This window comes from Pseudomonas sp. Mb7, from assembly GCF_054790525.1.
The window spans coordinates 1,922,703-1,946,975 of record NZ_CP186501.1 but is presented as its reverse complement, the minus strand read 5'-3'; the positions used below and the strand labels follow the sequence as shown (position 1 = coordinate 1,946,975).

The window sequence follows — 24,273 nt, the reverse complement described above, 5'->3', positions numbered from 1 at the left end:
GGCCAAAAGGGGATCGATGTGGCCAATTTGATTGACCGCCGGGATGCGGAAACAACAATGCCCGGCACTTGGCCGGGCATTGTGGTGAAGCGGATCAGCTCAGTCGGTGTAACCCAATCTCGCCGCCCTGCTCTGCTGAGTCTGGCTGCGTGTTGCCAAGCAGTAATACAACGGCACGGTGACAACCAGGCCCACCAGCCAGGACAAGTCCGCACCCTCAACCAGATTGGCGTACGGTCCGACATACAGCGAGGTGTTGGCGAATGGCAGTTGCACGAGGATGCCAATGAAGTAGGCAATGATCGCGTGCAGATTAAATCGCCCGTAAACCCCGCCATCAGCGCGGAAGATCGAGGTGATGTCGTAGCAGCCGCGCTTGATCAGGTAGAAGTCGATCAGGTTGATCGACGCCCACGGTACCAGCACCAGCAGCAGCGCCAGAATCAAACCGATGAACTCGGAAATGAAGTCCGCCGACGCGCCCAACGCAACCACGCAGCAACCGGCCAGCACCACGCTCGACAACACCACGCGCACCTTGATGCTGGGCGTCCATTGGCTGGCAAACGTCTGAATCGAGGTAATGATCGACAGCACCGCGCCATACAGATTCAGCGCGTTATGGCTGATGATATTCAGCAGAAACAACACCATCAGAATCGGCCCGAGCCAACCGGTCGATTGCTTGACCGCGACCATCGCTTCGGTGCCTTCCGGAGTAGCCAGTACGGCAACCGCACCGAAGCTGAACGACAGAATCGTGCCCAGCGTCGCGCCCAGATAAGTCGCCCAGAACGGCTTGGCAATGCCGATATCCGCAGGCAGGTAGCGCGAGTAATCGGACACGTACGGCGAGAAACTGATCTGCCAGATAATCCCCAACGACACCGTCGCCAGCCAGCCGGACAGGTTGAAACTGCCGCGAGTGAGGAAGTCCGCCGGCAAATCATGGGCAAAGATATAGATGAAACCGGCGAGCAACGCGCCGCCCATCACCCAGGTGCCAATGCGGTTCAGCGTGTGGATGAAGTTGTAGCCGATCACGCCAATCGCCGTGGCCGCCAGTGCACCGATCAGAATGCTCAACGGCGCCGGCACCGATGGCGCGATGCCGACGATGGATTTACCCGCCAGGACGATGTTGGAAATAAAGAAACCGATGTAGATCAGCGCGGCAAAGAACACGATCAGCAGCGCGCCGTAACGGCCGAACTGGCCGCGACTCTGAACCATCTGCGGAATGCCCATGCGCGGGCCTTGGGCCGACGCCAGGGCAATCACCACACCACCGATCATGTGCCCCAGCGCAATCGCCAGCAGCCCCCAGAGCAAATCGAGATGGAACACCTGAACCACCATGGCGCCGGTGACGATGGGCAGGGGCGCAATGTTGGTGCTGAACCAAAGGGTGAATAGGTCGCGGGCCTTCCCGTGGCGTTCCGCGAGTGGGACGTAGTCGACCGTATGGTTCTCGATCAACGGATCTTGCCGGGACATCTGGGACATATGCATGAACTCGAGTTTGTCTGTTCTTATCGTTGTATGAAGCCAAACCGGGGGGACTCTCTGGCCGCCCCTCAGATGCAGACCATATTATGGTATTCCAAACAATTCACAAGACTGATCCGTAGTTTACGACGCCAGCTGATACGCCATCCTCGCTGAAACCGTGGCTTTCAGACCAGCCGAAAGCCCCGTAAATGCTGAGTTTCCGACGAACGCGGCACGTTTATCGGTTCAGCTTAAAAGGCCTTGCAAAGATCGAATACTGGTATACCATCAGACCAACAAACACATAAAAACAGCAACACATCACCCGAGGACCGACCAATGATCGATGCCGCCATCTACAAACAAGTCATGGGCTCGTTCCCGTCCGGCGTAACCGTTATCACCACGCTGGACGATGACGGTCAGATCGTCGGCCTGACGGCCAGTGCATTCAGCTCGCTGTCGATGGATCCGGCGCTGGTGCTGTTCTGCCCCAACTACAGTTCTGATTCCTACCCGGTGCTGATCAAAAACAAACGCTTTGCCATCCACGTTCTGTCCGGCGGCCAGCAAAGCGAAGCCTACGCCTTCGCCCGCAAAGGCAAAGACAAGGCGCAAGGCATCAAATGGACCTTGAGCGAATTGGGTAACCCGATCCTCGCCAATGCGACGGCTATCATCGAATGTGAGCTGTGGCGCGAATACGAAGGCGGCGACCACGCCATCATGGTCGGCGCGGTGAAGAACCTGATCGTCCCCGAGCAAATCGCCGGGCCGCTGGTGTATTGCCACGGCAAGATGGGCGCCCTGCCCGTCCTGGCCTGATCGTCAGCCCCGCACAATTCAACTGTAGGAGTGAGCCTGCTCGCGATAGCGATTTATCCGATGTCGATGTCTTTTCTGACACACCGCCATCGCGAGCAGGCTCACTCCTACAAGTTTTGTAGCCTCAACAATAAAAGACCCGAGGAAGCGTCATGAAATTTTCCCTGTTCATCCACATGGAACGCTGGGACGAAAGCGTCAGCCACCGCCAACTGTTCGAAGACCTCACCGAACTGACCCTGATGGCCGAGGCCGGCGGTTTCAGCACCGTGTGGATCGGCGAACACCACGCGATGGAATACACCATCTCGCCCAGCCCGATGCCTTTGCTCGCCTACCTCGCCGCCAAAACCACCACCATCCACCTCGGCGCCGGCACCATCATCGCGCCGTTCTGGCACCCGTTGCGCGTTGCCGGTGAATGCGCGTTGCTCGACGTCATCAGCAACGGGCGCATGGAAGTCGGCCTGGCCCGTGGCGCCTATCAGGTTGAATTCGATCGCATGGCCGGCGGCATGCCCGCCTCCAGCGGTGGCCAGGCATTGCGCGAAATGGTCCCGGTGGTCCGCGCCCTGTGGCAAGGCGACTACGCTCACGACGGCGATATCTGGAAATTCCCGACCTCGACCAGCGTGCCGAAACCAATTCAAAAGCCCAACCCGCCAATGTGGATCGCCGCCCGCGACCCGGATTCGCACAACTTCGCTGTGGCCAACGGCTGCAACGTGATGGTCACGCCGCTGATGAAGGGCGACGAAGAAGTCCTCGACCTGAAGAACAAATTCCAGACTGCGCTGGACAACAACCCCGACGTGCCACGCCCGCAACTGATGGTGCTGCGTCACACTCACGTGCACACCGCTGATAATCCGGATGGCTGGAAAGTCGGGGCGAAAGCGATCTCACGTTTCTATCGCACGTTCGATGCGTGGTTTGGCAACAAGCAAACGCCGGTCAACGGTTTCCTCGCGCCGAGCCCGGAAGAGAAGTTTGCCGGGCGTCCGGAGTTTGAGCTGGAGAGTTTGCACAAGACGGCGATGATTGGTACGCCGGAAGAGATCATTCCACGGATCAAGTACTACCAGGAATTGGGGGTGGATGAGTTCAGTTTCTGGTGTGACAACAGCTTGCCGCATGAGGAGAAGAAGAAATCGTTGGAGCTGTTTATCAAGCATGTGGTGCCGGCGTTTCGCTGAGTCACTGCTGATTGCCTGCCCCAAATAAAAAAGCCCCGAGCAGTTCGGGGCTTTTCAGTTCAGCATGCAAATATTCTTTTGGGATATTCCCACCGCAGAATCAAAACTCAAAAAATCTATCTTGTGAAATCCGCCTCTATACTTGGTCAATCATCAACTCCTGTTGTTGACTCATGGCCGCCTGCGAAAAATTGGCCTTCATCGCCAGAGTCAATTTATATCCAGCAAAAATCAGGCGTAATCTCACAAGCGACCCCAGCTGATACAAGAATATTTCTAACCCGTAGGACCGACTTCGCCTGACCGCTAAACACCAGAGTAGAGCCTTGCTGGAGCATATCTCTCGACATTAAAAAATTGTGACCTGTCACCTCGGAAACCGCCCTTATCTGTGCTTGATTCCAATAGTCGCCGCGACAGCGAACCTCATACCTGCACTCATCCAGCTGGATGCCGGGCATATTGGTGGTAACTACCGACCAGCCACACAGATCGCAGCGTGTTCCCTGAGTGCTACCCTCATTGAAGACAACTAATTCGCCTCTACACTGCTCGCATGCTGTTGGATAGGATTCGTTCATTATGGGTTACCACGGTCAATAATCCGAAAGGAAAAACGGGAATGGACCACATTTTCGGAGTGCTGTCTAAATGTGGTCTGTCCCCATTCCATTCCAAATGGTTCAGACTTCGATGAGGCTACGTTGACTTCGAAACGGTGGAAAACGGGGCTAGCTGACATTTCCAAATGCTCGCTAAACGTAGTCTCCACCTATCAATTTCATACCACTATACGGATCAGCGATATTACTACCCAGCTCAGCAATTGCCTCTTTGATCTCGATAGCCACTTCTGACGAAAGCTCACTGACATTCTGGCTTGATATAAAGTCAAACAGTTCCGCCAATCCAAGGTATGCCGCAACGACGATCGCCCCCTGAGCAAAATCAAAATCAAACCCATCCCACTCATTGATCAAGGTTTTTTCTATTTGAGTCTTTAGTGACTCGCACAACTGTTCATAGGTGTGCCACTGACGATCGCTGAGTTCTAACAGAGCCTGTAAAAAATCAAACTTTGATTTTCCAGAAAAAGGTTTCTCGATCAGCAGTTCATGAAACTCGTTTGCCACATCTTCTACAGGCATCGAGTCAGGAAGCGATTGATAATAGAAAAAATTCTTCATCATTTATGATCTACACGCAATAAACCCGGGATTTAACTCAATTAGCGCGGGGAATCCCCGAGAATCTTTCCCCATTTTCTCTCTATCCTTTCTCAAGAAGCCCACTGGGTTTTCTCAGGATACTCGCCTTTTACGAAAAGCTGAGCGAGCTTCATACCCGCTCTTTCCGACCATTTTCCGCTTGCATCCAACGGGCACTCTTTAATGACGCTTATAGTTTCCTTTATTTTATCTAGCTGTATCAGACCCACATCACCGCCCCGGCCAAACGTATATTCCACATATGCTTCAGTCTCTACAACCTTATCCATCTCTATATAAATAGCCACGTACACCTCTTATCCATTTACCCACTCAATCTCTTGAAATTCTTGACGAACATACATCGTCAGACCAGCAATATCCTCAAAAGCCACAGTACCAAACTCTGAATAAAATTTTGCAACATACTGTTTAGAAGATAACCCCAAGGCTTCCGCCTCCGATCTTGGGTAAAAAGGGGACAGACCACGTTTTCGGAATGTTTTCTAAACGTGGTCTGTCCCCATTTATCCCGCTCTTTTTGAGCTCAATTGGGCAGCTGTTAAGTAAACACCGTTCAGATCCGACTTTTTATACAACTAATAGCGAATCCATTTCCCTGTAGGTATCAATTCCGGGCTATTAGGATCAACCAAATAGAGCCATTCCGGATCATGCCCTAATGTACCTACCAAAACACCTAACGCATTTGGGTTCGCTGGTGTATCCGCGTAGTGCACTATTCCAATATAGCTTCCTATACCGTAGGAACTTTGCAATTGAAAACGAAAAGAGCCATCAGCATTGTAAATCGCCGCATTATTAGGACAGTCAAAAAACCAAGGAAATCCAGGCGTACTAAACTTTGAAGGTTTCTCATTAAAAACCACCAAAACCCCTCTTCTGTCTTCAAGGATATAGGGCGTCTCACCGATTTGAAGGCGTATTTCAACGCCATTTTCAAGAACCAGATATTGTTCTAAACGTACGACTGGGTGCTCTTGCGCATATAGCATATTTTTTTTTGTGTCTTCGAAGCTGGTAGAGGTTCCGTTCCAGCTGACAAACGACTCGAAGAGCGCTCTATCATCGCACTCCCACCTCGTTCTAATTTCGCTGATCAACTGATTCACTGCAATGTCCTCACCGACTTCATATTAACTTCATAAAGCTCTGGATTAGTTCGGGGCGCTTTATCCATTAAATTCGCTTGATGGCCGCCACCAGGCAAGCGACTGTTATTTTTCGGAAAAAATGGGGAAAAAATGAAAGAAAAGGGGACAGACCACGTTTTCAGAGCGCTTTCTAAACGTGGTCTGTCCCCATTTATCGTCCTCGAGTTAAACGTCAGTTCATGAGCGCTGGCGACACTCGGCCACTGTCGAAGTGCTGCTTGAATATCTCCACGACAATCTCAAAATTTGAGCAGATGGCTGAACCAGCAACGGCGTCGCCTTGGATATGCATGATTCCGCCACGATTTTTATCGCCGTAAAATACTTTGACATCGTAGTCATCGCCATCATCAACGCCGAGCGTCAGTGCGTACTTGCCTGTCTCTGCAACAACCTGCAATGTCAAGAGTTCGAAGCCTGCTAATTCTTCAATATCCAGGGTTACACTCCCCAAATTTCGGCAGGACTCTTCAAGGTGCGCAAGGATATCGTTCCAAGATGGATCTCTTTGCGTGCCACCTTCACAGGTTCTGCCAAAACCGACCGTCCAAGAGAGAGAGCGCTTCATATTATTTCACCTCTTTTACTGATTTCATTCCAGGGCGCCAATAAAGCGTTTTACCTGTCGCAAGCTCTTTGATGGTAAGAGAGGACAGGCCAGACTCGTTAGCCATTGCAGCAATGTCTCCACGGCAGAACCCGCATACTGCCTTTCCAGATACCCTGAGTTCCATGCTCGCCCCGACCGTTTTCCCTGCAGTGAACGCCTGCTGGATCACACCAATTTCTGCATGTGCATCAGCCATATTGCCATTCGGGAGAGCTTTCTTTTGGGCAAACGGGGACAGACCACGTTTTTGGAGTTCTTTCTAAACGTCGTCTGCCCCCCCATTTATTCTCAGCTAATAACGAATCCACTTTCCAGTAGAAATCAACTGCGGGCTATTCGGATCAACCAAATAAAGCCATTCTGGCTCATGACCAACTGTGCCGATTAGCACTCCCAGCTTATCTGGATGATCGGGCATCGAACCAGAGTGCAGGGCACCTATATACCCGCCTTGACCATAAGTATTATGCAGCTGAAAACGCAATGAGCCGTCAAAATTATAAACTGCAGCATTATCAGGATAGCTAAAAAACCAAGGTACTTCTGGAATACTGAATCTCAAAGGTTCCTTTTCAAAAACCACTAAAAACCCAGTTCTATCAGGTAATATATTCAGCGCTTCAAGCATTGGAATATCAACCTCAACTCCCCCCTCTAAAACCAAAAACTGCCTACGATTTATTACGCTATGCTTTTCCGAATAGAGAATATATTTTCTGACATCATCAAAACTGGTGCGGGCCCCATCCCAACTAACAAATCGCTCAAAAACGACCCCATCGTCCATTTCTAAAGCCGTAACAACCTTACTTATTAATGCTGTCATTTGAGTGATTTTACCGAGTCGAAATGCACTTCATACAGCTCTGGATTAGTTCGGGGAGTCTTATCCATAAAATTAACCTGATTACCACATCCCTGCAACCGAATCCCATTTTTTGCGTCCCACATATCACCCACGTTCCCCTCACGAAGCCCCACACCAGGTTTAATGGGAGTATTCCGGCAGAACAGCGGACCTACAATATCAAGAGGAGTCATGCGGCTCACAAAAAAGGGGCGAATTCATCGAATTGAATTCGCCCCTTTTTTGCAGTGGTCATGAGTCAAAAACTAACCCTGAACCGGGCTTTTTCGATTCCTGCGCATTTGCTTGAGATTGAAGCGCAGTTTGCGCATCCCGTGAGCAATACGCGGAAACAGCAACGTCCAGCGAGGATGCACCACCACTCCGCACTCACGGCTGTCCTGTCGAGTCATCGAAGTAATCTGCTGCGGCAACGGCACACCGTACTTGATGCACTTGGTGATCAGTGCATCAACATTGCGTTCCATGAAATTCAGCGCAACGTCCCGTCCAGCATTGAACGACCCAACGTGTTTCTTCAACGCTGCCAGGGTGTCGCGGTACGCGGCATAACTTCCCATTACGTACTCGACATCTTTATGGCTCTGCGTAAGCGAACCGCTTCTGACCCGTTGTAAGTAAAAATCCGCCGAGGTGGCAAAAGTAGCGTGGCTGTGCAGATAAATGTTCATGCTGAACACATGATCCTCATGAGCTCGCCCTTCCAACCGAACCGCGAAACGCTCGCACACCGAGCGCTTGAAAATGTACTGCCACGTTGCAGCGTGATACTTGCCGGACAAGATCAGATCCTCGAGCAAGTCACGTCCGGCGTCGAACCAACCATTGCGGCTGGCCGCGGTGTTACGCCGCAACAGCTGTTTCTCGCCGTTGACTTCGGTGTACGAACGCTTGGAGAAATAAAACAACTCAAGCGCGGCATTGGACTGCACCTGCTCCACCAACGTCGAAAACATCTCTGGGCTGACCACATCGTCCGGGTCGCAAAAGAACACATACTCCCCGCTCGCCAATGCCAAACCATTGCGCCGTGCAGCACCAACGCCCTGATTATCCTGGGTGACGACTTTGACTTCCGCACGATGGCCGAACCCCGACGCGATGACGTCAAGCGTGCCGTCGGTCGAGCCATCGTTGATCAAGATGATTTCGTGCAAAGGCACGGGTTGATTAATCAGCGAATCAAGGGTTTCGGCGATGTAGGATTCAACGTTGTACGTGGGGATGATGACGGAAATTTTCGGGACAGACACGTTGTTGAACACCTGTGACGACGGCGTAGGCCATAAACGGGAATTTGTGAGGCAAAGTTGACGTGCCCAGGGTGAACGAAGGCACGTTTTCAACGCACTGAAGCAGAGCGATGCCAATATGATGGCACATGATAATGGCCGATGGTTAAGGCGTCAAAGGGAGACGACCGCAGTAACGAACTGACACAACTCATCAGTGATGTCAGGTGGCGAGAATGGATCGAGGGTGGTGCTTGAGCGAGCGCTCTGTGTAAAAATCGGATGGGCTGCATGGATTCGGTTTCTAGTATTTGTGTGGTGCAAACCAAGTTGCCGATTCATGCAGGTCTCTTCAACATTCCAACTTCTTGATTTTCTTTAAGAGAAATTGGGGATTCCTCAGGGTTTGCCCCCTTTATTCGTCCCCATTTATTCCCCAATGAATCAGTCTATCTTGGCGCGGTAAAAAGGGGACAGACCACGTTTTCGGAATGTTTTCTAAACGTGTTCTGTCCCCATTTATCCGCCACGTTGACTCCGGCTGCCAAGGCGCCCGTTTTGAAGTCCCCACCCGCGGCCAGTGAGCTCAAGCCCCCCATCAGCGCATGCAGGCCTATCTTCTCCAAACCACCGTCCTTCACGTGGTTGCTCACTCCGATATCACCCACCAGGTTGAAACCATAGGCGGTAAACGCATTCACCAGGCTTTTTTGCACGGCATCACCCAAGCTGCCTTCACGGCCCAGGGCTTTGTTGAGCAACGCGGAGGTGGAGTTTTGCAACAACTGGTTTTCGGTAAAATGCGCGATACCTTGCAGGCTGCTCAGACCACCGGAATCGGCGACGATAACTTTTCCGGTGCTGGCCAATGCGCCTTTGGTGGATTCCGTCAACGCGGGGGATGTACGGGAAAAACGGGGACAGACCACGTTTTCGGAGTTCTGTCTAAACGTGGTCTGTCCCCATTTACATCACGCGGCATCGATGAATCCTTTCAATTGGTCGAACTGAAAGCTTAGCGGGCCGCACAGGACAAATGACGGCAAATTTTTACGTATTGTTGCAGTCAACTACATTAAACGTGATCTCTCCCCCTTTACCCCCAAGCTCGACCCAAGCGAAAGGCATTTCAAAGAAGCGCATAAAATAGTCCTCTCTGGGGAGAGAAATGTTAATTTTTAATCTCAAAAGGAGCGAAAACACTGTTGTACTCTAGACAAAACCATACAATCAGTCAGCCGACTCAACCGGACATTCAAAGACCAATGAACAGCTTATTTTTTCTTCCAGAAGGACTAGGCAAATAAATCTGCCCCCCTTTACTGCTCGCAATTTACTAATACGCAGGTATCACCAGACTTCACAACCAAGCTAATCGGCTTTTTGGTTACACCATCATCAGTTGATATTTCAACCAACAAATTTTGATTTTCGAAAGATTGCAACTCAGCGACAAGTTGCTTAATAGTTTTCCCCCGACCAACCCAGTCGGGAGTTTTTTTATCGTTCATATCAATCTCCAATGCGATTTAAGTTTGCATCGTAGGTTCCTGATCGTGTCTCTTTACGACCAAGAGCCTTAACTGAATTTGCCATCTCCCAAGCATCACCATTGGGTAAAAAGGGGACAAACCACGCTTTCAGAGTGCTTTCTAAACGTGGTCTGTTCCCATTTATTCCACTGAATTTCACTTACACGATTTTGGACAAGGTTTGATGGGTTGTCATAGGCAAGACCTCGCTCTAAGGATGTACCTGCGCCTTTTGCACCGACTAGCCTTGGTGTTCTTTAAAAAACCTCATGCCTCAGCAACTTAAAGCCACCACCTTGGCTAATCACTTTTTCTATATCAGCTGAACGATTTGTAGCGTTTACATAGAGCAAGACTTTATAGCTAGCGTAGTTCTGCTCTACTGGATCGCCGTCCAAAGGATCAATATTCAATTTTAAAACAAAATTCTCTGAATCACTCCTACCCCACATATAGTAAATACCACCTTGATAAGAGCTATCCCTTTCCTCAAAAATCTCTCCCAGCGCTCTTTCCACATCACTTCTCGCCGACAGAAGACATGATTTTTCCGCACCATAGAGATCATACACAATAGTCATTTCGGTAACACCGCACTCGGAGCACGACTTGCGGCTGTTACCGCAGAGTCATAGATCATAAAATTAACTTCGCGTCCTGCTTGGGCGCTCATCTTACTCGACAAATCTTTCAGGCCAAGGGCTTGCAAGTCTCTTGCACTCAACGGCCCCGTACGAGTTCCGCCACTCCTCAAACCTATTCCTAAGGATTGAGCGCGTTGCAAAAGTTCTGGACTTGCCAGCGCAACATCGAAGTCACTCACCCTGCCAACGTCAAATGCCTCCCCAGTTTTAAAGCTTTTACCTGTTACGGCACTTCCTTGAAGAATTGGCTCTACATTTTCATAGCCAGCACGTGCCAAACCATCTCGCGTATTTGTGCCAAAGCGAACGAAATCATCTGCACTTGAAAAACCTTTTGGGATTACAGCCCCTTTTGCACCACCCGCAAAATAATCCGGAGGCAAATCACAAGGCCCGGTGTTGTGTACCCAGGTCTTGAGCTCGCCAACGTAGAACGTATGCCCCACATCGACCGTCAGATTGTATGTTTTGCCCTCGGGCAGGTACAGCTCTAGCGATTCGACTTCGGACGAGGTGTTTTCGGTGTCGCCATCAGCCAGTGACTGTAGTAGATCACCCGGCTCCAGATCTTTGACAGGAATGAAGTCATGTTTGGCGGGTACATAGAAGGGGTGGCTCGGCGTAACCAGCAGGGTTTCGCCTTCCGCTGCGCCAGCGCCACGAACACTTTTGAGCTTGAGGCGGTAGATCGGCTGATCCGAGCGCTGATGCGTTGCCAGAATGGCTGCAGCGAACGGCTTGCCCCCTTTCTCAGGCTTGCTCCAGACAACATCTCCCACCTTGAGCGACTCAATAACGCGGTCGCCTTGCGGTGTAGAAACTTTCGTACCCGCAGCAAAGCAGCAAGGCCCCTTCGTTACTGGGGTTCCCGCGGTGCCTTTTGCACTAACCCACTTCTCACCAACCCATTCAACGGCTCTGCCCCCAATATAGGCGGTGACAAGCCCGGTGGCCGCATCGAAAGCAATACCGCCCAACTCTTGGGCGGACGCGGTCGCTACTTTATCAAACTGTTTTTCCAGCGTATGCGACGGGATCGGACTGGTAATCCAGTCTTTGAACCCCACCGCTAACCCACCTATGCCCCCAGCGATTGCACCAATCGTGTCTAAAGGTGATGACACTGCCTTCCAGATCGATTCCGCTGTCTGAGAAAAAGGGGACATGGAAAACGGGGACAGACCACGTTTTCAGAGTGCTTTCTAAACGTGGTCTGTCCCCATTTTTCCCAAAACCGACCGGCAAGGCAGACGATGTCAGCGGATGCGATCGTAGAGGAAATAAGCGAATGTCACGTCGACGGCAGGCAGGCTAGGCGCGACGAAGCGGTGATATCAATATAGTGGCACTATTGTAGAGCGGCATAATTCTGGCGTCAATTAATGGATGAGACTCGTGCTTCACGATGCCTGAGCCCAATTGGCTGCCAGCCGAACGTTGCATTCGGCTCAATAAATTCTGGAGAAATGGGGACAGGCCACATTTTTTTAACGTCGTCTGTCTCCATTTGTCCCCCTTTACTTCAGCGGCCCCAACACGTCATTGGTGAAAAACCGTGTACTCTCATCCGAGGCTGGCTCCATTCCAAAGTAGCAATTACCAAACTCGAATTTCTTGGCCACTTCCTTCGAGAACGCAAAAAAAGCACCAACACCATCGACATCCGCCAACCCGTCATCATCCTCATCAAAACTAATATCAAGATCAAAACCACCTTGATACTTAAGAATTCGAATGAGTGCCGAGTTTACGCTCACATCTATAAACTTCAGACCTCGAACATTGATAAGTACACTCACTGCGCCATTGAAACCAAGAGCAGCGTCGACTGCATCAAGCTCAAGTTTCCCATTATTCCAGACTGAAAAAACCTCGGAACACTCAGCACTAACTACTGAGGCCGCATTAGCAATAACCGTTTCTAACAACGGCAACACCACATTCTGCTTGACGTTCTCAAATACGATTTCTAATAGCCCAGCCATGGTGCCCTCCTTCAATCAACGAACCCTTTGAATGTGCCGTCCATATTCAATCTTACGCCTCGACCATCCGCCAGCCTTTTTTCAAGGAAGGTATGGCCTTTATCCGTCGTGACAGGCACAAAGTTTCCGGGGGCACGGGTAATTTCACGTAAAAAGGGGACAGACCACGTTTTCAGAGCGCTTTCTAAACGTGGTCTGTCCCCATTTACCCTAATACGCAGGTATCACCAGACTTCACAACCAAGCTAATCGGCTTTTTGGTTACACCATCATCAGTTGATATTTCAACCAACAAATTTTGATTTTCGAAAGATTGCAACTCAGCGACAAGTTGCTTAATGGTTTTCCCCCGACCAACCCAGTCGGGAGTTTTTTTATCGTTCATATCAATCTCCAATGCGATTTAAGTTTGCATCGTAGGTTCCTGATCGTTTCTCTTTACGACCAAGAGCCTTAACTGAATTTGCCATCTTCCAAGCATCACCATTGGGTAAAAAGGGGACAGACCCCGTTTTCAGAGCGCTTTCTAAATGTGGTCTGTCCCCATTCATCCTAAATAAGGTAAAAAGGGGACAAACCACGCTTTCAGAGCGCTTTCTAAACGTGGTCTGTCCCCATTTATTTGGTGCAATACAAGCTGCCGACCCATGCAGGCCTCTTCAATTACTAACTTCTTGATTTATCGTAAGAAAAATCGGGGATTTCTCAGGGTCTGTCCCCATTTATCCTAACTGGCTTACCCTCCCACAAAATTACATATCAACGCCTAATTTGTCAGCGACCTCCCTCAGTCGCAGAGAAACCTCAATGATCTCATTTTTACTTAGGCCGCAATATGTCGATAGAGACTCATCTGGAACATTTTGAATTAGAGCCAATCCGCACGACACAAAATATCTAAGCTCTCTTGGTGTGATTTTCAAACTAATATAATCTTGTTCATTAACTGGCTCATTCATCTTTTGGGGACCTGAGATTTAATGTAGTTATCCCAACCGACACCGCCCTGGTCAGGCCTGAACGCGGTAGCCTCACCTCTCTGCCCTCGAATTACAATAGTCTTAGTTGAGCTATCGAGATAGTACATCGTTCCATCAACGGATTGGCGACGATCGATCGCAGGGTTAGAAACGATGTTCTCAACAAAATTCTGAAACTGGTTTTTTGTACTGATACCAAGATCAGCGAACTCCTGCCGCTCAACTACATGTTTCTGGAAAGCATGTCCACTTGCGACCTCTTCAGCTAAGAGCTGAGAGTTGAGTCTGCCTTGATTGATAGCGCTCTCAGCCCCGGAGCTACCTTTTGCACCACCCGCAAAATAATCCGGAGGCAAATCACAAGGCCCAGTGTTGTGTACCCAGGTCTTGAGTTCGCCAACGTAGAACGTATGCCCCACATCGACCGTCAGATTGTATGTTTTGCCCTCGGGCAGGTACAGCTCTAGCGATTCGACTTCGGACGAGGTGTTTTCGGTGTCGCCATCAGCCAGTGACTGTAGTAGATCACCCGGCTCCAGATCTTTGACAGGAATGAAGTCATGTTTGGCGGGTACATAGAAGGGGTGGCTCGGCGTAACCAGCAGGGTTTCGCCTTCCGCTGCGCCAGCGCCACGAACACTTTTGAGCTTGAGGCGGTAGATCGGCTGATCCGAGCGCTGATGCGTTGCCAGAATGGCTGCAGCGAACGGCTTGCCCCCTTTCTCAGGCTTGCTCCAGACAACATCTCCCACCTTGAGCGACTCAATAACGCGGTCGCCTTGCGGTGTAGAAACTTTCGTACCCGCAGCAAAGCAGCAAGGCCCCTTCGTTACTGGGGTTCCCGCGGTGCCTTTTGCACTAACCCACTTCTCACCAACCCATTCAACGGCTCTGCCCCCAATATAGGCGGTGATAAGCCCGGTGGCCGCATCGAAAGCCATACCGCCCAACTCTTGGGCGGACGCGGTCGCTACTTTATCAAACTGTTTTTCCAGCGTATGCGACGGGATCGGACTGGTAATCCAGTCTTTGAACCCCAACGCTAACCCACCTATGCCCCCAGCGATTGCACCAATCGTGTCTAAAGGTGATGACACTGCCTTCCAGATCGATTCCGCTGCCCTAACTGCCTCACCTGGCAGAGCAACAGCGTCGTTACCAACGCGAATCCCCGCTTCTCTGGCCAGAAATCCAGGGTCCATCGAAGGAGGATAAACCGTTGTAAGCTCCCTTGGGTCAATGCCGGAAAAATAACTCGCCATGGCTGCATTGTATTGCTCGCGCGTCCCCCCTTCTTCTAGTGCTTGTAGCTGGGTCTTACGCCCAAACTCCTCCATTTCACGCTGTCTTTCGCCATCCAATGCGGCTACCGCCCGAGTGATATTGTCCTGACACGCTTGAGCCCCTCTCCCGAACCACAAGCTGCACGCGCTTTGTCCGCAGCTACAACTTCTCTATGTAGCAACCAGTTGTACTGAGTGGCATTCCTCGCAATATTTGCACCTTGCTGGAGATCACCATCCACCGCTGCGGCAGCAACGAGCCCGGTTAGCTGCGACATCATCAAGTGCAACTGATCATTGCCGCCTGCGAACTTCACAAGGACGTTCATCGCCGCTTCGTTCAGCCCGGCAGCTGCCGCACCGGTAGCAAAATCCCCACCCATCGCCTCGGAAAGCAAGCCCCCCATCAGCGCATGTGCGACAACTTTTACTACGCCGCCTTCCGGGAATTTGATTGTTCGATCGCCAACAAAGTTGAACCCGGTCGCCATGGCGACACTGCTCGCCTCACCCAGCAACGCCGCTCCAAAGTTGTCACCAAAGTTACCGCCACCAATGGTGGTGGAAATACCGCCGGAGATAATCGCGCGCCCCGTCGTGCGGATGGCGACATCAGTAATATTGCTGCTGGTCAGGATATTTGCGGTTTTACTGCCACCAGCCGCAAACCAGTTAGTATCTGCATAATCGAGCATGCCCGCCGTAAACCCTGCAATAGCCGCATTTTTCAAGCTCCCGGCACTGAAGGTCTCCTTGAAAGCGGCCCCGAGATCACCCTTGTTATTAATGGTGCTGGTAACGCCCGTGGTTGCCAGACTTGTGGCGACTGCCCCACCGAAGCCACCGCCGACCAGGCCCAGCCCTGCCGGCCCCATCACGAAGGACATCATGATGGCGATTGCGATTTGTGCTGCCGGGCCCAGTCCCGAGTTCTCGTATTTGAAAGACTCGTGAATCTCCTTCACCCGCTGCCAATCCACGTCCCCCCGGGCCTCGGCATCTTTCAACCAGGCCAGCTGCGGATCCGCCTTGACCATAGCGTCGATGGTCTGGCTGACGGACTGCTGATTCACATCCTTGATATCGATTTTCAGGCCGTCGACTGCCTTGATAACGATATTGCCCTTGGCGATCATCTGGGTTTGGCGCAAGGTCTCGTCGGTATTGCCGCGACCTTTGGAGGACACCCAGCCAGCGCTGTTGTTGGTCTTGGTATGGTTTTCATCATGGAGGTCCTTGACCCCCTGAAAAGTAATCGACCCGCCACTGTCCAGTGTGATGTTGTTACCGCTGTCCAGCTTGGCAACCTGATACAACTGATCGCCCTTGCTCGACAGCGTCAGATTGCCACCGGCCTTGATTTCGGAGCCGACGTGCTTAATGTCGGTCACTTCGTCGTGTTGCATCTTCAGCTTGCCGAAGCTGCCCTTTTTCTTCATGTCATACAGCGAGTAATCCGTATCTTGCGCGGCCAGGAGTTCTAGGCGGTCTCCCGCAACCAGGTAGGCTTCATCACCCGCAGTCACGCGGCTGGAAATCACACTGAGGTCTTTGCCCGCATCGAGTTTGACGTCGCCACCCGCGGTAACACCGGACATAACCTGAGTGACATGATCCTCCTGGCGCTTCTCTTTCTTATTCTTGGATTTAGAGTGTTCTTCATCCGCCGCCGAGCTGATCACCAGATTCTCGGCAGCCTTCATCGACACATCACGCTTGGCATCGATCTCACTGGCAATCACATTGATGTCGCGCTTGGCCTCGGCCTTGAAGTCACGTCCGGCATCGATATCGGCGGCCAGTTGAGTGATATCACTGCTACTTGCCCTTGAACCCAACGAAACGCTGTCATTGACCTGCACGGAGGCGACATTGACATCACGTCCAGCATTCAACGTCATGTCCTGACCGCTTTTCAGGACGCCGCCGATGACGTTGATGTCGTTGGCCGCTTTGACAGTCAGGTCATTGGCCGCCTCGATACGGGCTGCGTTATCGGCAAAGTCCTGATGCCGGGTGACGGTGCCGTACTTGTCGTCCATCGAGGTGATGGTCCGTTCGTTGATCACATCACCCGTGCGCGTGGTCAGGCTGACATCGCGTCCGGCGATGATGCCGCCGGCCTTGTTGACGATGTTGTTGGTCGCCAACAGATCCAGCCGATTACCCGCCTCGACCGAACCGCTGTTGATCAGATCCTTGCCCGCTGTGGCGGACAGGTTGTTGGTGGCCTTGAGCGTGCCGACGTTATCGAGGTTTTCCCCGGCAATCAGCGTCACATCATTACCGGCAATCAACGCCCCGGTCGGGCCCAAACGGCCATTGGCTTGCGCCAGATAAACCACCGGCACCAGCACTTTTTCGCCATTCACTTCATGCTCTTCGAGCCAGACGATGTCGTGCGTCAGCGCGGCGACTTGCTGCGACGTGAGGCCGACGCCGACCGACAGGTTGAGCGCGTCCTTGCTGGCGATGGCGTTGTTCATCAGGTACTTGAACATGCCCTCGTTGGAGGTCTGGCCGTCGAGGAAAGCCTGACCGGTGCGGGCGGTCACGGCTTGCTGGATCAGACGCTGTTCATAGAGGCCATCGCCCAGACGTTTGGCGCTCTGGTCGGGGTTGTAGCCGAGTTTGGCCAGCAGGTAATCGGAGCTCATGAACGACTTGAGGTCGGTGAGTACCGGGTTGGTTTCGATCAGGTATTTGTGTGGGTTGGACGGTGCCTTGGTGTCCGGCAGGCCGGTAACGCGGGTGACCGGACGGGTGTCATCGCCAGTGCTTGAGGTTCGATGGAACGTATCGACCGCACGAGTGCCGTCGGAAACCTGAGCCGGGGCGTCGACAAACAGATTGCGCGCACCGCCACTGGTGGCGACGGCCAAATGATCCTGAGCGCTGATCGCTTCATTGCCCACCGTCCAGGTCGGCGCTGGCCCGTTACCAGCCGATGCAGCGCTACTGCCCTGCCCGCTCAAACGGAACAAGCCGTTTTCGCCTGTGGGCAAGGAGAAGCCTGGCAGGCTCAGCGGATTGACTTGCTGCTGGGCGAGATCTGGCGGCAGTTGGCTGTTGATGCGGACAACAACAGTGTCACTGTTACCGACCTTGGTATCAGCGACTTTGTTGGTGCCACCGGTTGAACCGTAATCCTCGTGGATGACGGCGTTTACCACTTCCTTGGTGGCGTTGATCGAGACGTTGCCAGCGGCCTGTATGACTGCGTTGCGACCGGTCGCGGCACCAGGCAGCCCCGCGCTGGTACTTTCCGTTTCAACCGCCAGGCCTTTCTGGTACTGGGCCAGTTCGCTCGGCAATGCCAACAGGTTATCGGGGTCGTACTGCGACGGGGTGGAGGTTTCGAAACCGGCGCTGAATCCAGACATGGCTCGGCCATATTTGCGACTGCCGACGTTTTCACCGGTTTCGTCGTCGGTGATGACAATGCCGCCGCCCACTGTCGTGGCCGTGGCTTTGCGAATCAGTCCTTGCGGCGCGATCACGTAATACACAGAAGGGAAATCGGGATTGTTGCGCTGGTTATAGGGCATCACGACTTCGGCCATGAACTTTGCCGTGCTGCCAGTCCCCATTTCAAAGTTGTACTGGCGCGTAACGTCGATAACTCCGCTTTTGGCGCCAATGTTCTTAAGGGAGTCAGCAGTAACGGTGATATTGCCACCCGCCGCCACAGTACTTTTGCTGTTGAGGAACGTGCCGCCCTGGAAAACAAAATCCTTGCCGATGTTAAGCACGGCAGAAGCACTGGTATCACTGTCGACAAATTGATACGTCTCGCGCGTGGCGAGGAAATTGTTGAACGTGCCGCCAACACAGTCACCGCACGTAGCCGCGATAAACCCCGATATCAACTTGCGCTCGACCGACGCCGACGGGCCTTCCGTACGGTTCTCGAACACATCGGCGTTCAGCGTGAAATCCTTCACGCTCTCCATCGAACCGGAAATATTGTAAACCCCGGCAGCCCTTGCCGCGCCGCCATATCCACCGATCAGCACATTGCCCAGACCGTAGAAATCGCCGTGCTGGTTGGTCAGCGTGCTGACGCCGAGTGTCATGTTGTTGCCGCTGAAAATCAGCCCGCGATCGTTGAGCAATGTGGGCGTGTTGATGAACAGGTTCTGCGCCGCCCCGAGGCTGCCGTAGTTGGCAACGCTGCCGGCGTTGACGGTCAGGTCTTCGCTAGAGGTGATGCGTCCCGCGTTGAGCAGTTGCCCACCGACGCTGATGGTCGACGTCGCGCCAGCGGCAAAACTGCCGCCCGCACTGAGGTTCATTTGTGCAGCGGAGAGATAGGTGCCGCGCTGACTGCTCAGGCGACCGCTACCCGCATAGGTTCCGCCCAACTGCATATCGATGGAGCCATCACTGGCAATCAAGCCGTTGTTGGTCCAGTTGCCGCCCCGGGCCTGCAAAGACTCCGAAGCCAGCAGTTTGCCGCTGGCGCTCTGGCTGAATTCGCGCACGTTCACGTTCAGGCGACCGGCCTGAATCGCGCTGGTGTTGTTCCAGCTATCGGCATTGAGTTCCAGCAGGCCGCCGGTGACGATGCTGCCACCCGCGCCCAGCACATTGGCTGTGGAGATATCGAACTTGCCGCGCCCAACGTGGTTGAGCTGCCCGCCGCTGTTGAGGAAGCTGCCGACCGCCAGGGTCAGGTCAGTGTTAGCGGTTTCGAGTACGCCATTGCGATTGTCGAGCAAATCTGCAATCTGAAATTCGGTCTTGCCGGTGACGCCCAGCGAGCGCAGGCGCCCGTTCTGGTTATCGAGCGTTCCCGCTTTAACGCTCAGTTGTGTGTCGCTTTCGATGACGCCCGCGCCATTGCTTAGCGCACCACTGAGGCTGAAATCGATGCGCTCGGCGGCGATCTGCCCGCCGCTGTTGTCGAGGCTTGCGCCAGTGACGCCCAACAGCTTTTTCGCGTAAAGCACGCCACTGCCGTTAGTCAGCGCAGCCGTGGTGATGCTGCTGTCTGCCGCTTGCGCCGAGATCCGACCACCGTTGTTGTTCAGGCCAGCCAATGCCGACAGCTTCAGGCTCTGCGCTTGAATGATGCCGCCCTGACGGTTGTTGTTCAGGTCCAAACCATTGCGCAGAACACCAACCGTGCGCGCCTCCAAAGCACCCTTGATGCTCGAGAGCGTGCCGCCACGGTTATCGATGTTGGCGGCTGTGATCAGTACATCACCGTTCTGGGCAATGACTTTGCCGCTCTGATTATCGAAGTCGCCGCTGATCTCCAGGGTCAGCGCACTGTCGCTCTGGATCGCGCCTTTGCCGTTGAGCAGCCTGGCCGCGTGCAGTTGAACATCGGCACTCTTGCTGTAGATCAGGCCATCGGCCTGGTTGCTGACGGCGCCCGTGGCGCTGATCAGCAACTGGTCATTGGCGGCAATGGTGCCCTTGTTGCTGTTGTCCAGCGAACCGGTGCGCAGGTCGAGATTTTTCTGGCTGGCGAGCTCACCGTTCTGGTTGTGCAGATCGGTTACGCCCTTGATCAGCAGCGGGCCGGTAGCCGCAAGTTTGCCGGCGTTGTTGTTCAGGTCACCGCTCAGGTTGAGGGTGATCGCATCGTTGCTGGCGATCTGTCCGCCGCTGTTGTCGAGGCTTGAAACCGTGGCATTGATGACCTGCTGCGCATTGATAGCGCCGCCGATATTGCTGAACGCGGTGCTGACGATATCCAGCGCCGCACCGCTGGCAATCAGGCCACCCTGATGGTTATCGAGCGTACCGGCCAGCGTCAGGGTCTGCCCTGCTCCACTGCTGAGGTTGCCCTTGTCGCTGTTATCGAGACTGCCGGCGTTGATGCTCAGATTGCCCTGTGCGACCACCGCGCCCGCGCCGCCGTTGAGCAGCTTGCCGCTGAGATCAACGCTGACATCGGCGTACTTGCTCGATAATGTGCCACCGTCGCGGTTGTCGAGGCTGTTGCCGTTCACCGCCAACGCTTGCCAGCCGGAAAGCAGACCTTTCTGGTTGATCAAATCCGTGCCGCGCACCAACAGTTTTTCACCGCTGATGATTTTGCCGGCGCTGTTATTCATCGCTCGGCCGATCAAGGCAAAACCGAAGTTGCTGGAGACTTCGCCGTTCTGGTTATTCAGATCGCGCAGGCGCTTGAGGGCCAGCGGACCTTTGGCAGTGAGCAGACCGTTCTGGTTGTCGAGGTCGCCATTGGCCAGATCCACCGTGACCGATTTTTCACCCAGCAGTCGTCCGCCGTTTTGAGTCAGCGAGGTCAGCGCCAGGTTAATGTCGCCATCAGCGGAAACTTCGCCCCCGTTGCTCGAGTCGAGCCCCGTCGCAGTCAGCGTCAGATTGCCCTTGCTGTTGATCAAGCCTTTGCCGTCGTTGCGCAACTGGCCGTCGACATTCAGCTCAAGATCACCACGGCTGATCAAGCTGCCGCCGCTGTTGTTCACATTCCCCGCGCGGGCATCGATGGCTGCCGCGCCGATCATGCCTTTGACGTTATCCAGCGCCGCCGCGATGCGCAGGGTCAGCCCCTGATTACTCAAGAGACTGCCGTCGCTGTTATCAAGATTTTGCGCGGTCAGTGTGAACGCTTCCGCGCTGGAGATCGTCCCGCCCTGGTTGTTGACGCCGTTGAGTTGCTTGAGCAGCAGCGCGCCGGGAGTGTTGATCGAACCACCGTTGTTCAGTTGACCATGATTCAGATCCAGGCTCAGGCGCGTGTTGCTGAACAGCTTGCCGCCCTGTTGATCGAGTCCTTTGACCGACGCCGTCAGCGCGCCCTGACTGCCGATACTGCCAGCACCATTGTTGGTGACTTGCCCGGCGACGAGGTCCAGGGTGTCGGCACTGCTGAGCAAGCCCTCGCTGTTATCGAATGCGCCGGTGGTGACGGTGACCGCACCTTTACCGCTGAGCGTGCCCTGCTGACGGTTGTCGAGGCTGCCGCTGTCAATGACGAGCGCACCGTCGGTGACAATCTTGCCGCCCAGGTTATCGAGGCCACCACGGCTGACGAGCTTCAAATCAGCGGCACTGGAGAAGATGCCCAGATTGTTGATCAGCTGCGCGGCGTTGACTGTCAGCGTCGCTTCACTGCTGACTTTGCCCTGAGCGTTATCGAAAGCATCGTCGACGGTCAATTGCATGGCTTGCTGGCTGCGCAATTCCCCGCCGTTGTTGGCCAGCGTGCGCCCGTGCAGTGTGAACCGCGTGGCCGCATCGATCAGGCCCTTGTTGCGGTTGAGCACTTGATCAACCGTCAGCGTCGCTGACTTGCTGGCGAAAACCTTGCCGCCATCGCTGTTGTCGAGTTTTTTGCCGGTGAGCAGCAGGTCGCTGTTGGTGCTGATTTCGCCACCGCGATTATCCAGCTCAGCGACCGTCAGGGTCATGGCGCTGGTCGAACCGAGCAGACCATTCTGACGGTTATCGAGTTGATCGGCGTTGAGTTTGAGCACGCCGGTGGCGATCAACTTGCCTTTCTGGTTGTTGACGTTTTGCGCCTGAACGCTGACATCCGACTTGCCGACGAGGTTGCCGCTGCGGTTGTCCAAAGACTTGGCGGTGAGCGTGAGTTGGCCGTCGGCAATCACCGTACCGAGCTGGTTATCCAGGGTCTGGTCGGCGGTCAGCTGCAACGCATTGCGGCCGCTGATCAAGCCTGCCTGGTTGAACAGTGTGCCGGCGGAAACGCTTGTTGCACCTTTGGCGGTGATCGCACCTTTGTCGCGGTTGTCGAGCAAGCCATCGACGCGCACCGTCAGCCCGCTATCGCTGATCAATGAACCGGCATCGCGGTTATCGAGACTGGCCGCTTTGAGATTGACCATTGCACCGGAACCGAGCACGCCGCCACGGTTGTCCAGCGCCGCGCTGAGATCGATGTTCAGGCCCAGATCGCCGAGCATCCGGCCGTTGCGGTTGTCCAGAGCACCGCCGCCGATGGCAATGGCTTTGGCGTTGAGCGTACCGTTCTGGTTGTTCAGGGTGGCGGCGTTGACCGTCAGATTGCGGCTGGCCAGCAAGCTCTTGCCGGTGTTGTCGAGGTTCTGTGCGGTCAGGCTCAGATCGCCGCTGGCATTGCGGCTGCCGTCGGCGTTGACGCCCGCTTCGATGGTGCCGGCGTTCGTCAGTCGACCACCAGCGCTGAGGGTGATGCTGTCGCGGGCGGCGAGGGATTGGCGGTTGGTCAGGTTGCCTTGAGTCTGCACATTGAGCGCGGTGCCTGCATAGATCGCGCTTTGGGTATCGAGGCTGGCAGCCTCGACGTTGACGGCGCCAGTGGCCGAGGTTTCTGCGAGGCTCAACTGGCCGTTGGCGTCGAGCTGGATGTCACCACCGCTGGCAATCAGCTTGCCGTCAAGTTTCACGCCGACACCGGCCTCGGTACCGACCAGTTTGATCGCCCCGGCGTACATGCCGCCCAGCGCCGAGGAGTCGATGGCCAATTGCGGTTTGCTGCTGCCGTCATCGGCGCGGGCCGTGGCATCGAGGGTTTGTGCGTTGACGTCATTGCGACCGGCAACGATGGTCAGGTTCTGCGCCTGCAGTTGCGCGTTGATCTTTGCGCTGCGGGTGATGATTTCAAAGCGGTCGACGTTGGTCGCGTTAAGGCCCGCGCCTTCGATGGCCACCGAGCCCTGATCGACCTGAAAACGATCCAGCCGACCGTTGTCGAGCACCGGTTTACCGGTAGTCAACGTCACACGCGGCGAGTTGATGAAACCGCAACCGTTGCACGTGATGCCGTAAGGGTTGGCGACAATGACCCGCGCCGACTGCCCCGCCACTTCGGTGTAACCGCGCAACTGGCTCGGGTTACCGCTGATGACTTCGTTGAGAATCGCCTGTGCCGAACCGCTGTTTTTCAGGTTCGGGTTGTCGATGATGTGCCCGCCCAGCTGGGTCAGATTATTCTGCGTCGAGCCGTTGTTGAGGATCAGCCCCTGCGCACCGACGTTGTAATCGTGGAACTGGTTGTGCGACAGGCCGCTGGCATTGGGCGTGGCGATATTGATGATCGGTACGCCATTGCCGGCGCGATCCAGCGAGGTATTCGGATTGGCGACGACAATGCCGTCAGCCTGCGCCCACATCGGTTGCCAGAACATGACGTTCGCCAACAGAAACGCCAGCCCGCGTTTCGGCATGCCGAGGAAGAGTTCGCGGTTTTTTTCGGCAGCAGCAGGCTGGCTGGCCAGAGGGGCCAGTTGACGAATGTCCATTTCAGAATCTCGGGGCGGGC

The 24,273-nt window shown here is 54.0% G+C and carries 20 protein-coding genes; 2 read left to right on the top strand and 18 right to left on the bottom strand.

The annotated features are described in order from the left end of the window. Nucleotides 1–99: 99 nt before the first annotated feature. Nucleotides 100–1,506 carry a purine-cytosine permease family protein gene (locus tag ACOYXH_RS09005; RefSeq protein ID WP_460410540.1) on the bottom strand — a complete coding sequence of 469 codons (1,407 nt, stop codon included), beginning with the start codon at nucleotides 1,504–1,506 and terminating at the stop codon, nucleotides 100–102. A 324-nt stretch (nucleotides 1,507–1,830) separates the two neighbouring features. Between ACOYXH_RS09005 and ACOYXH_RS09000 the strand changes: the two genes are divergently transcribed. Continuing rightward, entirely contained in the window at nucleotides 1,831–2,316 is a 486-nt protein-coding gene (locus ACOYXH_RS09000; RefSeq protein ID WP_449122890.1) for a flavin reductase family protein, read from the top strand. Between the two features lie 152 nt (nucleotides 2,317–2,468). After that, nucleotides 2,469–3,512: an LLM class flavin-dependent oxidoreductase gene (locus ACOYXH_RS08995; protein WP_007910852.1), complete on the top strand. Its 1,044-nt coding sequence runs from the start codon at nucleotides 2,469–2,471 to the stop codon at nucleotides 3,510–3,512. 755 nt (nucleotides 3,513–4,267) lie between these two features. Here ACOYXH_RS08995 and ACOYXH_RS08990 read toward each other — a convergent pair. The 17 genes from ACOYXH_RS08990 to ACOYXH_RS08910 all read right to left on the bottom strand — a co-directional run bounded on the left by ACOYXH_RS08990 (nucleotide 4,268) and on the right by ACOYXH_RS08910 (nucleotide 24,253). Beyond that, entirely contained in the window at nucleotides 4,268–4,702 is a 435-nt protein-coding gene (locus ACOYXH_RS08990) for a hypothetical protein (protein WP_095050067.1), read from the bottom strand. Between the two features lie 89 nt (nucleotides 4,703–4,791). Beyond that, entirely contained in the window at nucleotides 4,792–5,028 is a 237-nt protein-coding gene (locus ACOYXH_RS08985) for a hypothetical protein (protein WP_095050132.1), read from the bottom strand. 291 nt (nucleotides 5,029–5,319) lie between these two features. Beyond that, entirely contained in the window at nucleotides 5,320–5,853 is a 534-nt protein-coding gene (locus ACOYXH_RS08980) for a hypothetical protein (RefSeq protein ID WP_460410539.1), read from the bottom strand. A 214-nt stretch (nucleotides 5,854–6,067) separates the two neighbouring features. Beyond that, the gene (locus tag ACOYXH_RS08975; RefSeq protein WP_095050066.1) at nucleotides 6,068–6,463 is read right to left on the bottom strand and encodes a DUF6911 family protein; all 396 of its coding nucleotides are present in this window, start codon (nucleotides 6,461–6,463) and stop codon (nucleotides 6,068–6,070) included. Between the two features lies 1 nt (nucleotide 6,464). Further along, entirely contained in the window at nucleotides 6,465–6,743 is a 279-nt protein-coding gene (locus tag ACOYXH_RS08970) for a cytidine deaminase-like fold-containing protein (RefSeq protein WP_460410866.1), read from the bottom strand. A 54-nt stretch (nucleotides 6,744–6,797) separates the two neighbouring features. Beyond that, the gene (locus ACOYXH_RS08965) at nucleotides 6,798–7,331 is read right to left on the bottom strand and encodes a hypothetical protein (protein ID WP_141231875.1); all 534 of its coding nucleotides are present in this window, start codon (nucleotides 7,329–7,331) and stop codon (nucleotides 6,798–6,800) included. Nucleotides 7,332–7,618: 287 nt separating this feature from the next. Further along, nucleotides 7,619–8,626 carry a glycosyltransferase family 2 protein gene (locus tag ACOYXH_RS08960; protein WP_177409277.1) on the bottom strand — a complete coding sequence of 336 codons (1,008 nt, stop codon included), beginning with the start codon at nucleotides 8,624–8,626 and terminating at the stop codon, nucleotides 7,619–7,621. Nucleotides 8,627–9,054: 428 nt separating this feature from the next. After that, nucleotides 9,055–9,498: a DUF637 domain-containing protein gene (locus tag ACOYXH_RS08955; protein WP_460410537.1), complete on the bottom strand. Its 444-nt coding sequence runs from the start codon at nucleotides 9,496–9,498 to the stop codon at nucleotides 9,055–9,057. A gap of 426 nt (nucleotides 9,499–9,924) precedes the next feature. Beyond that, nucleotides 9,925–10,116, bottom strand: a complete 192-nt coding sequence (locus tag ACOYXH_RS08950) for a hypothetical protein (protein WP_095050062.1) — start codon at nucleotides 10,114–10,116, stop codon at nucleotides 9,925–9,927. Nucleotide 10,117: 1 nt separating this feature from the next. Beyond that, nucleotides 10,118–10,297: a toxin C-terminal domain-containing protein gene (locus ACOYXH_RS08945; RefSeq protein WP_371917970.1), complete on the bottom strand. Its 180-nt coding sequence runs from the start codon at nucleotides 10,295–10,297 to the stop codon at nucleotides 10,118–10,120. Between the two features lie 97 nt (nucleotides 10,298–10,394). Then, on the bottom strand, nucleotides 10,395–10,718 hold the full coding sequence (locus tag ACOYXH_RS08940; RefSeq protein WP_095050060.1) for a hypothetical protein: 324 nt from the start codon (nucleotides 10,716–10,718) through the stop codon (nucleotides 10,395–10,397). Beyond that, nucleotides 10,715–11,848 (bottom strand): Hint domain-containing protein, encoded by a 1,134-nt coding sequence (locus tag ACOYXH_RS08935; RefSeq protein ID WP_460410535.1) that lies wholly within the window; start codon nucleotides 11,846–11,848, stop codon nucleotides 10,715–10,717. Before ACOYXH_RS08935 ends, ACOYXH_RS08940 begins: the two co-directional genes overlap by 4 nt. A gap of 450 nt (nucleotides 11,849–12,298) precedes the next feature. After that, a complete protein-coding gene (locus ACOYXH_RS08930) occupies nucleotides 12,299–12,766 on the bottom strand; it encodes a hypothetical protein (protein ID WP_460410534.1) in 468 nt (155 codons plus the stop codon). A gap of 205 nt (nucleotides 12,767–12,971) precedes the next feature. Further along, nucleotides 12,972–13,151 (bottom strand): hypothetical protein, encoded by a 180-nt coding sequence (locus ACOYXH_RS08925; RefSeq protein ID WP_460410533.1) that lies wholly within the window; start codon nucleotides 13,149–13,151, stop codon nucleotides 12,972–12,974. A 1-nt stretch (nucleotide 13,152) separates the two neighbouring features. Beyond that, nucleotides 13,153–13,236, bottom strand: coding sequence for a toxin C-terminal domain-containing protein (locus ACOYXH_RS08920; RefSeq protein WP_460410865.1), 84 nt, complete (start codon nucleotides 13,234–13,236; stop codon nucleotides 13,153–13,155). Nucleotides 13,237–13,721: 485 nt separating this feature from the next. Then, nucleotides 13,722–15,107: a Hint domain-containing protein gene (locus ACOYXH_RS08915; protein WP_460410532.1), complete on the bottom strand. Its 1,386-nt coding sequence runs from the start codon at nucleotides 15,105–15,107 to the stop codon at nucleotides 13,722–13,724. 5 nt (nucleotides 15,108–15,112) lie between these two features. Further along, nucleotides 15,113–24,253, bottom strand: coding sequence for a two-partner secretion domain-containing protein (locus ACOYXH_RS08910; RefSeq protein WP_460410531.1), 9,141 nt, complete (start codon nucleotides 24,251–24,253; stop codon nucleotides 15,113–15,115). Nucleotides 24,254–24,273: the final 20 nt, after the last annotated feature.

Excerpts from the sequence above, each read along its gene's own strand:
- ACOYXH_RS09005 (WP_460410540.1), bottom strand. The coding sequence starts at position 1,506 with ATGTCCCAGATGTCCCGGCAAGATCCGTTGATCGAGAACCATACGGTC.
- ACOYXH_RS09000 (WP_449122890.1), top strand. The coding sequence starts at position 1,831 with ATGATCGATGCCGCCATCTACAAACAAGTCATGGGCTCGTTCCCGTCC.
- ACOYXH_RS08995 (WP_007910852.1), top strand. The coding sequence starts at position 2,469 with ATGAAATTTTCCCTGTTCATCCACATGGAACGCTGGGACGAAAGCGTC.
- ACOYXH_RS08990 (WP_095050067.1), bottom strand. The coding sequence starts at position 4,702 with ATGATGAAGAATTTTTTCTATTATCAATCGCTTCCTGACTCGATGCCT.
- ACOYXH_RS08975 (WP_095050066.1), bottom strand. The coding sequence starts at position 6,463 with ATGAAGCGCTCTCTCTCTTGGACGGTCGGTTTTGGCAGAACCTGTGAA.
- ACOYXH_RS08965 (WP_141231875.1), bottom strand. The coding sequence starts at position 7,331 with ATGACAGCATTAATAAGTAAGGTTGTTACGGCTTTAGAAATGGACGAT.
- ACOYXH_RS08950 (WP_095050062.1), bottom strand. The coding sequence starts at position 10,116 with ATGAACGATAAAAAAACTCCCGACTGGGTTGGTCGGGGGAAAACTATT.
- ACOYXH_RS08940 (WP_095050060.1), bottom strand. The coding sequence starts at position 10,718 with ATGACTATTGTGTATGATCTCTATGGTGCGGAAAAATCATGTCTTCTG.
- ACOYXH_RS08930 (WP_460410534.1), bottom strand. The coding sequence starts at position 12,766 with ATGGCTGGGCTATTAGAAATCGTATTTGAGAACGTCAAGCAGAATGTG.
- ACOYXH_RS08925 (WP_460410533.1), bottom strand. The coding sequence starts at position 13,151 with ATGAACGATAAAAAAACTCCCGACTGGGTTGGTCGGGGGAAAACCATT.
- ACOYXH_RS08920 (WP_460410865.1), bottom strand. The coding sequence starts at position 13,236 with ATGGCAAATTCAGTTAAGGCTCTTGGTCGTAAAGAGAAACGATCAGGA.
- ACOYXH_RS08910 (WP_460410531.1), bottom strand. The coding sequence starts at position 24,253 with ATGGACATTCGTCAACTGGCCCCTCTGGCCAGCCAGCCTGCTGCTGCC.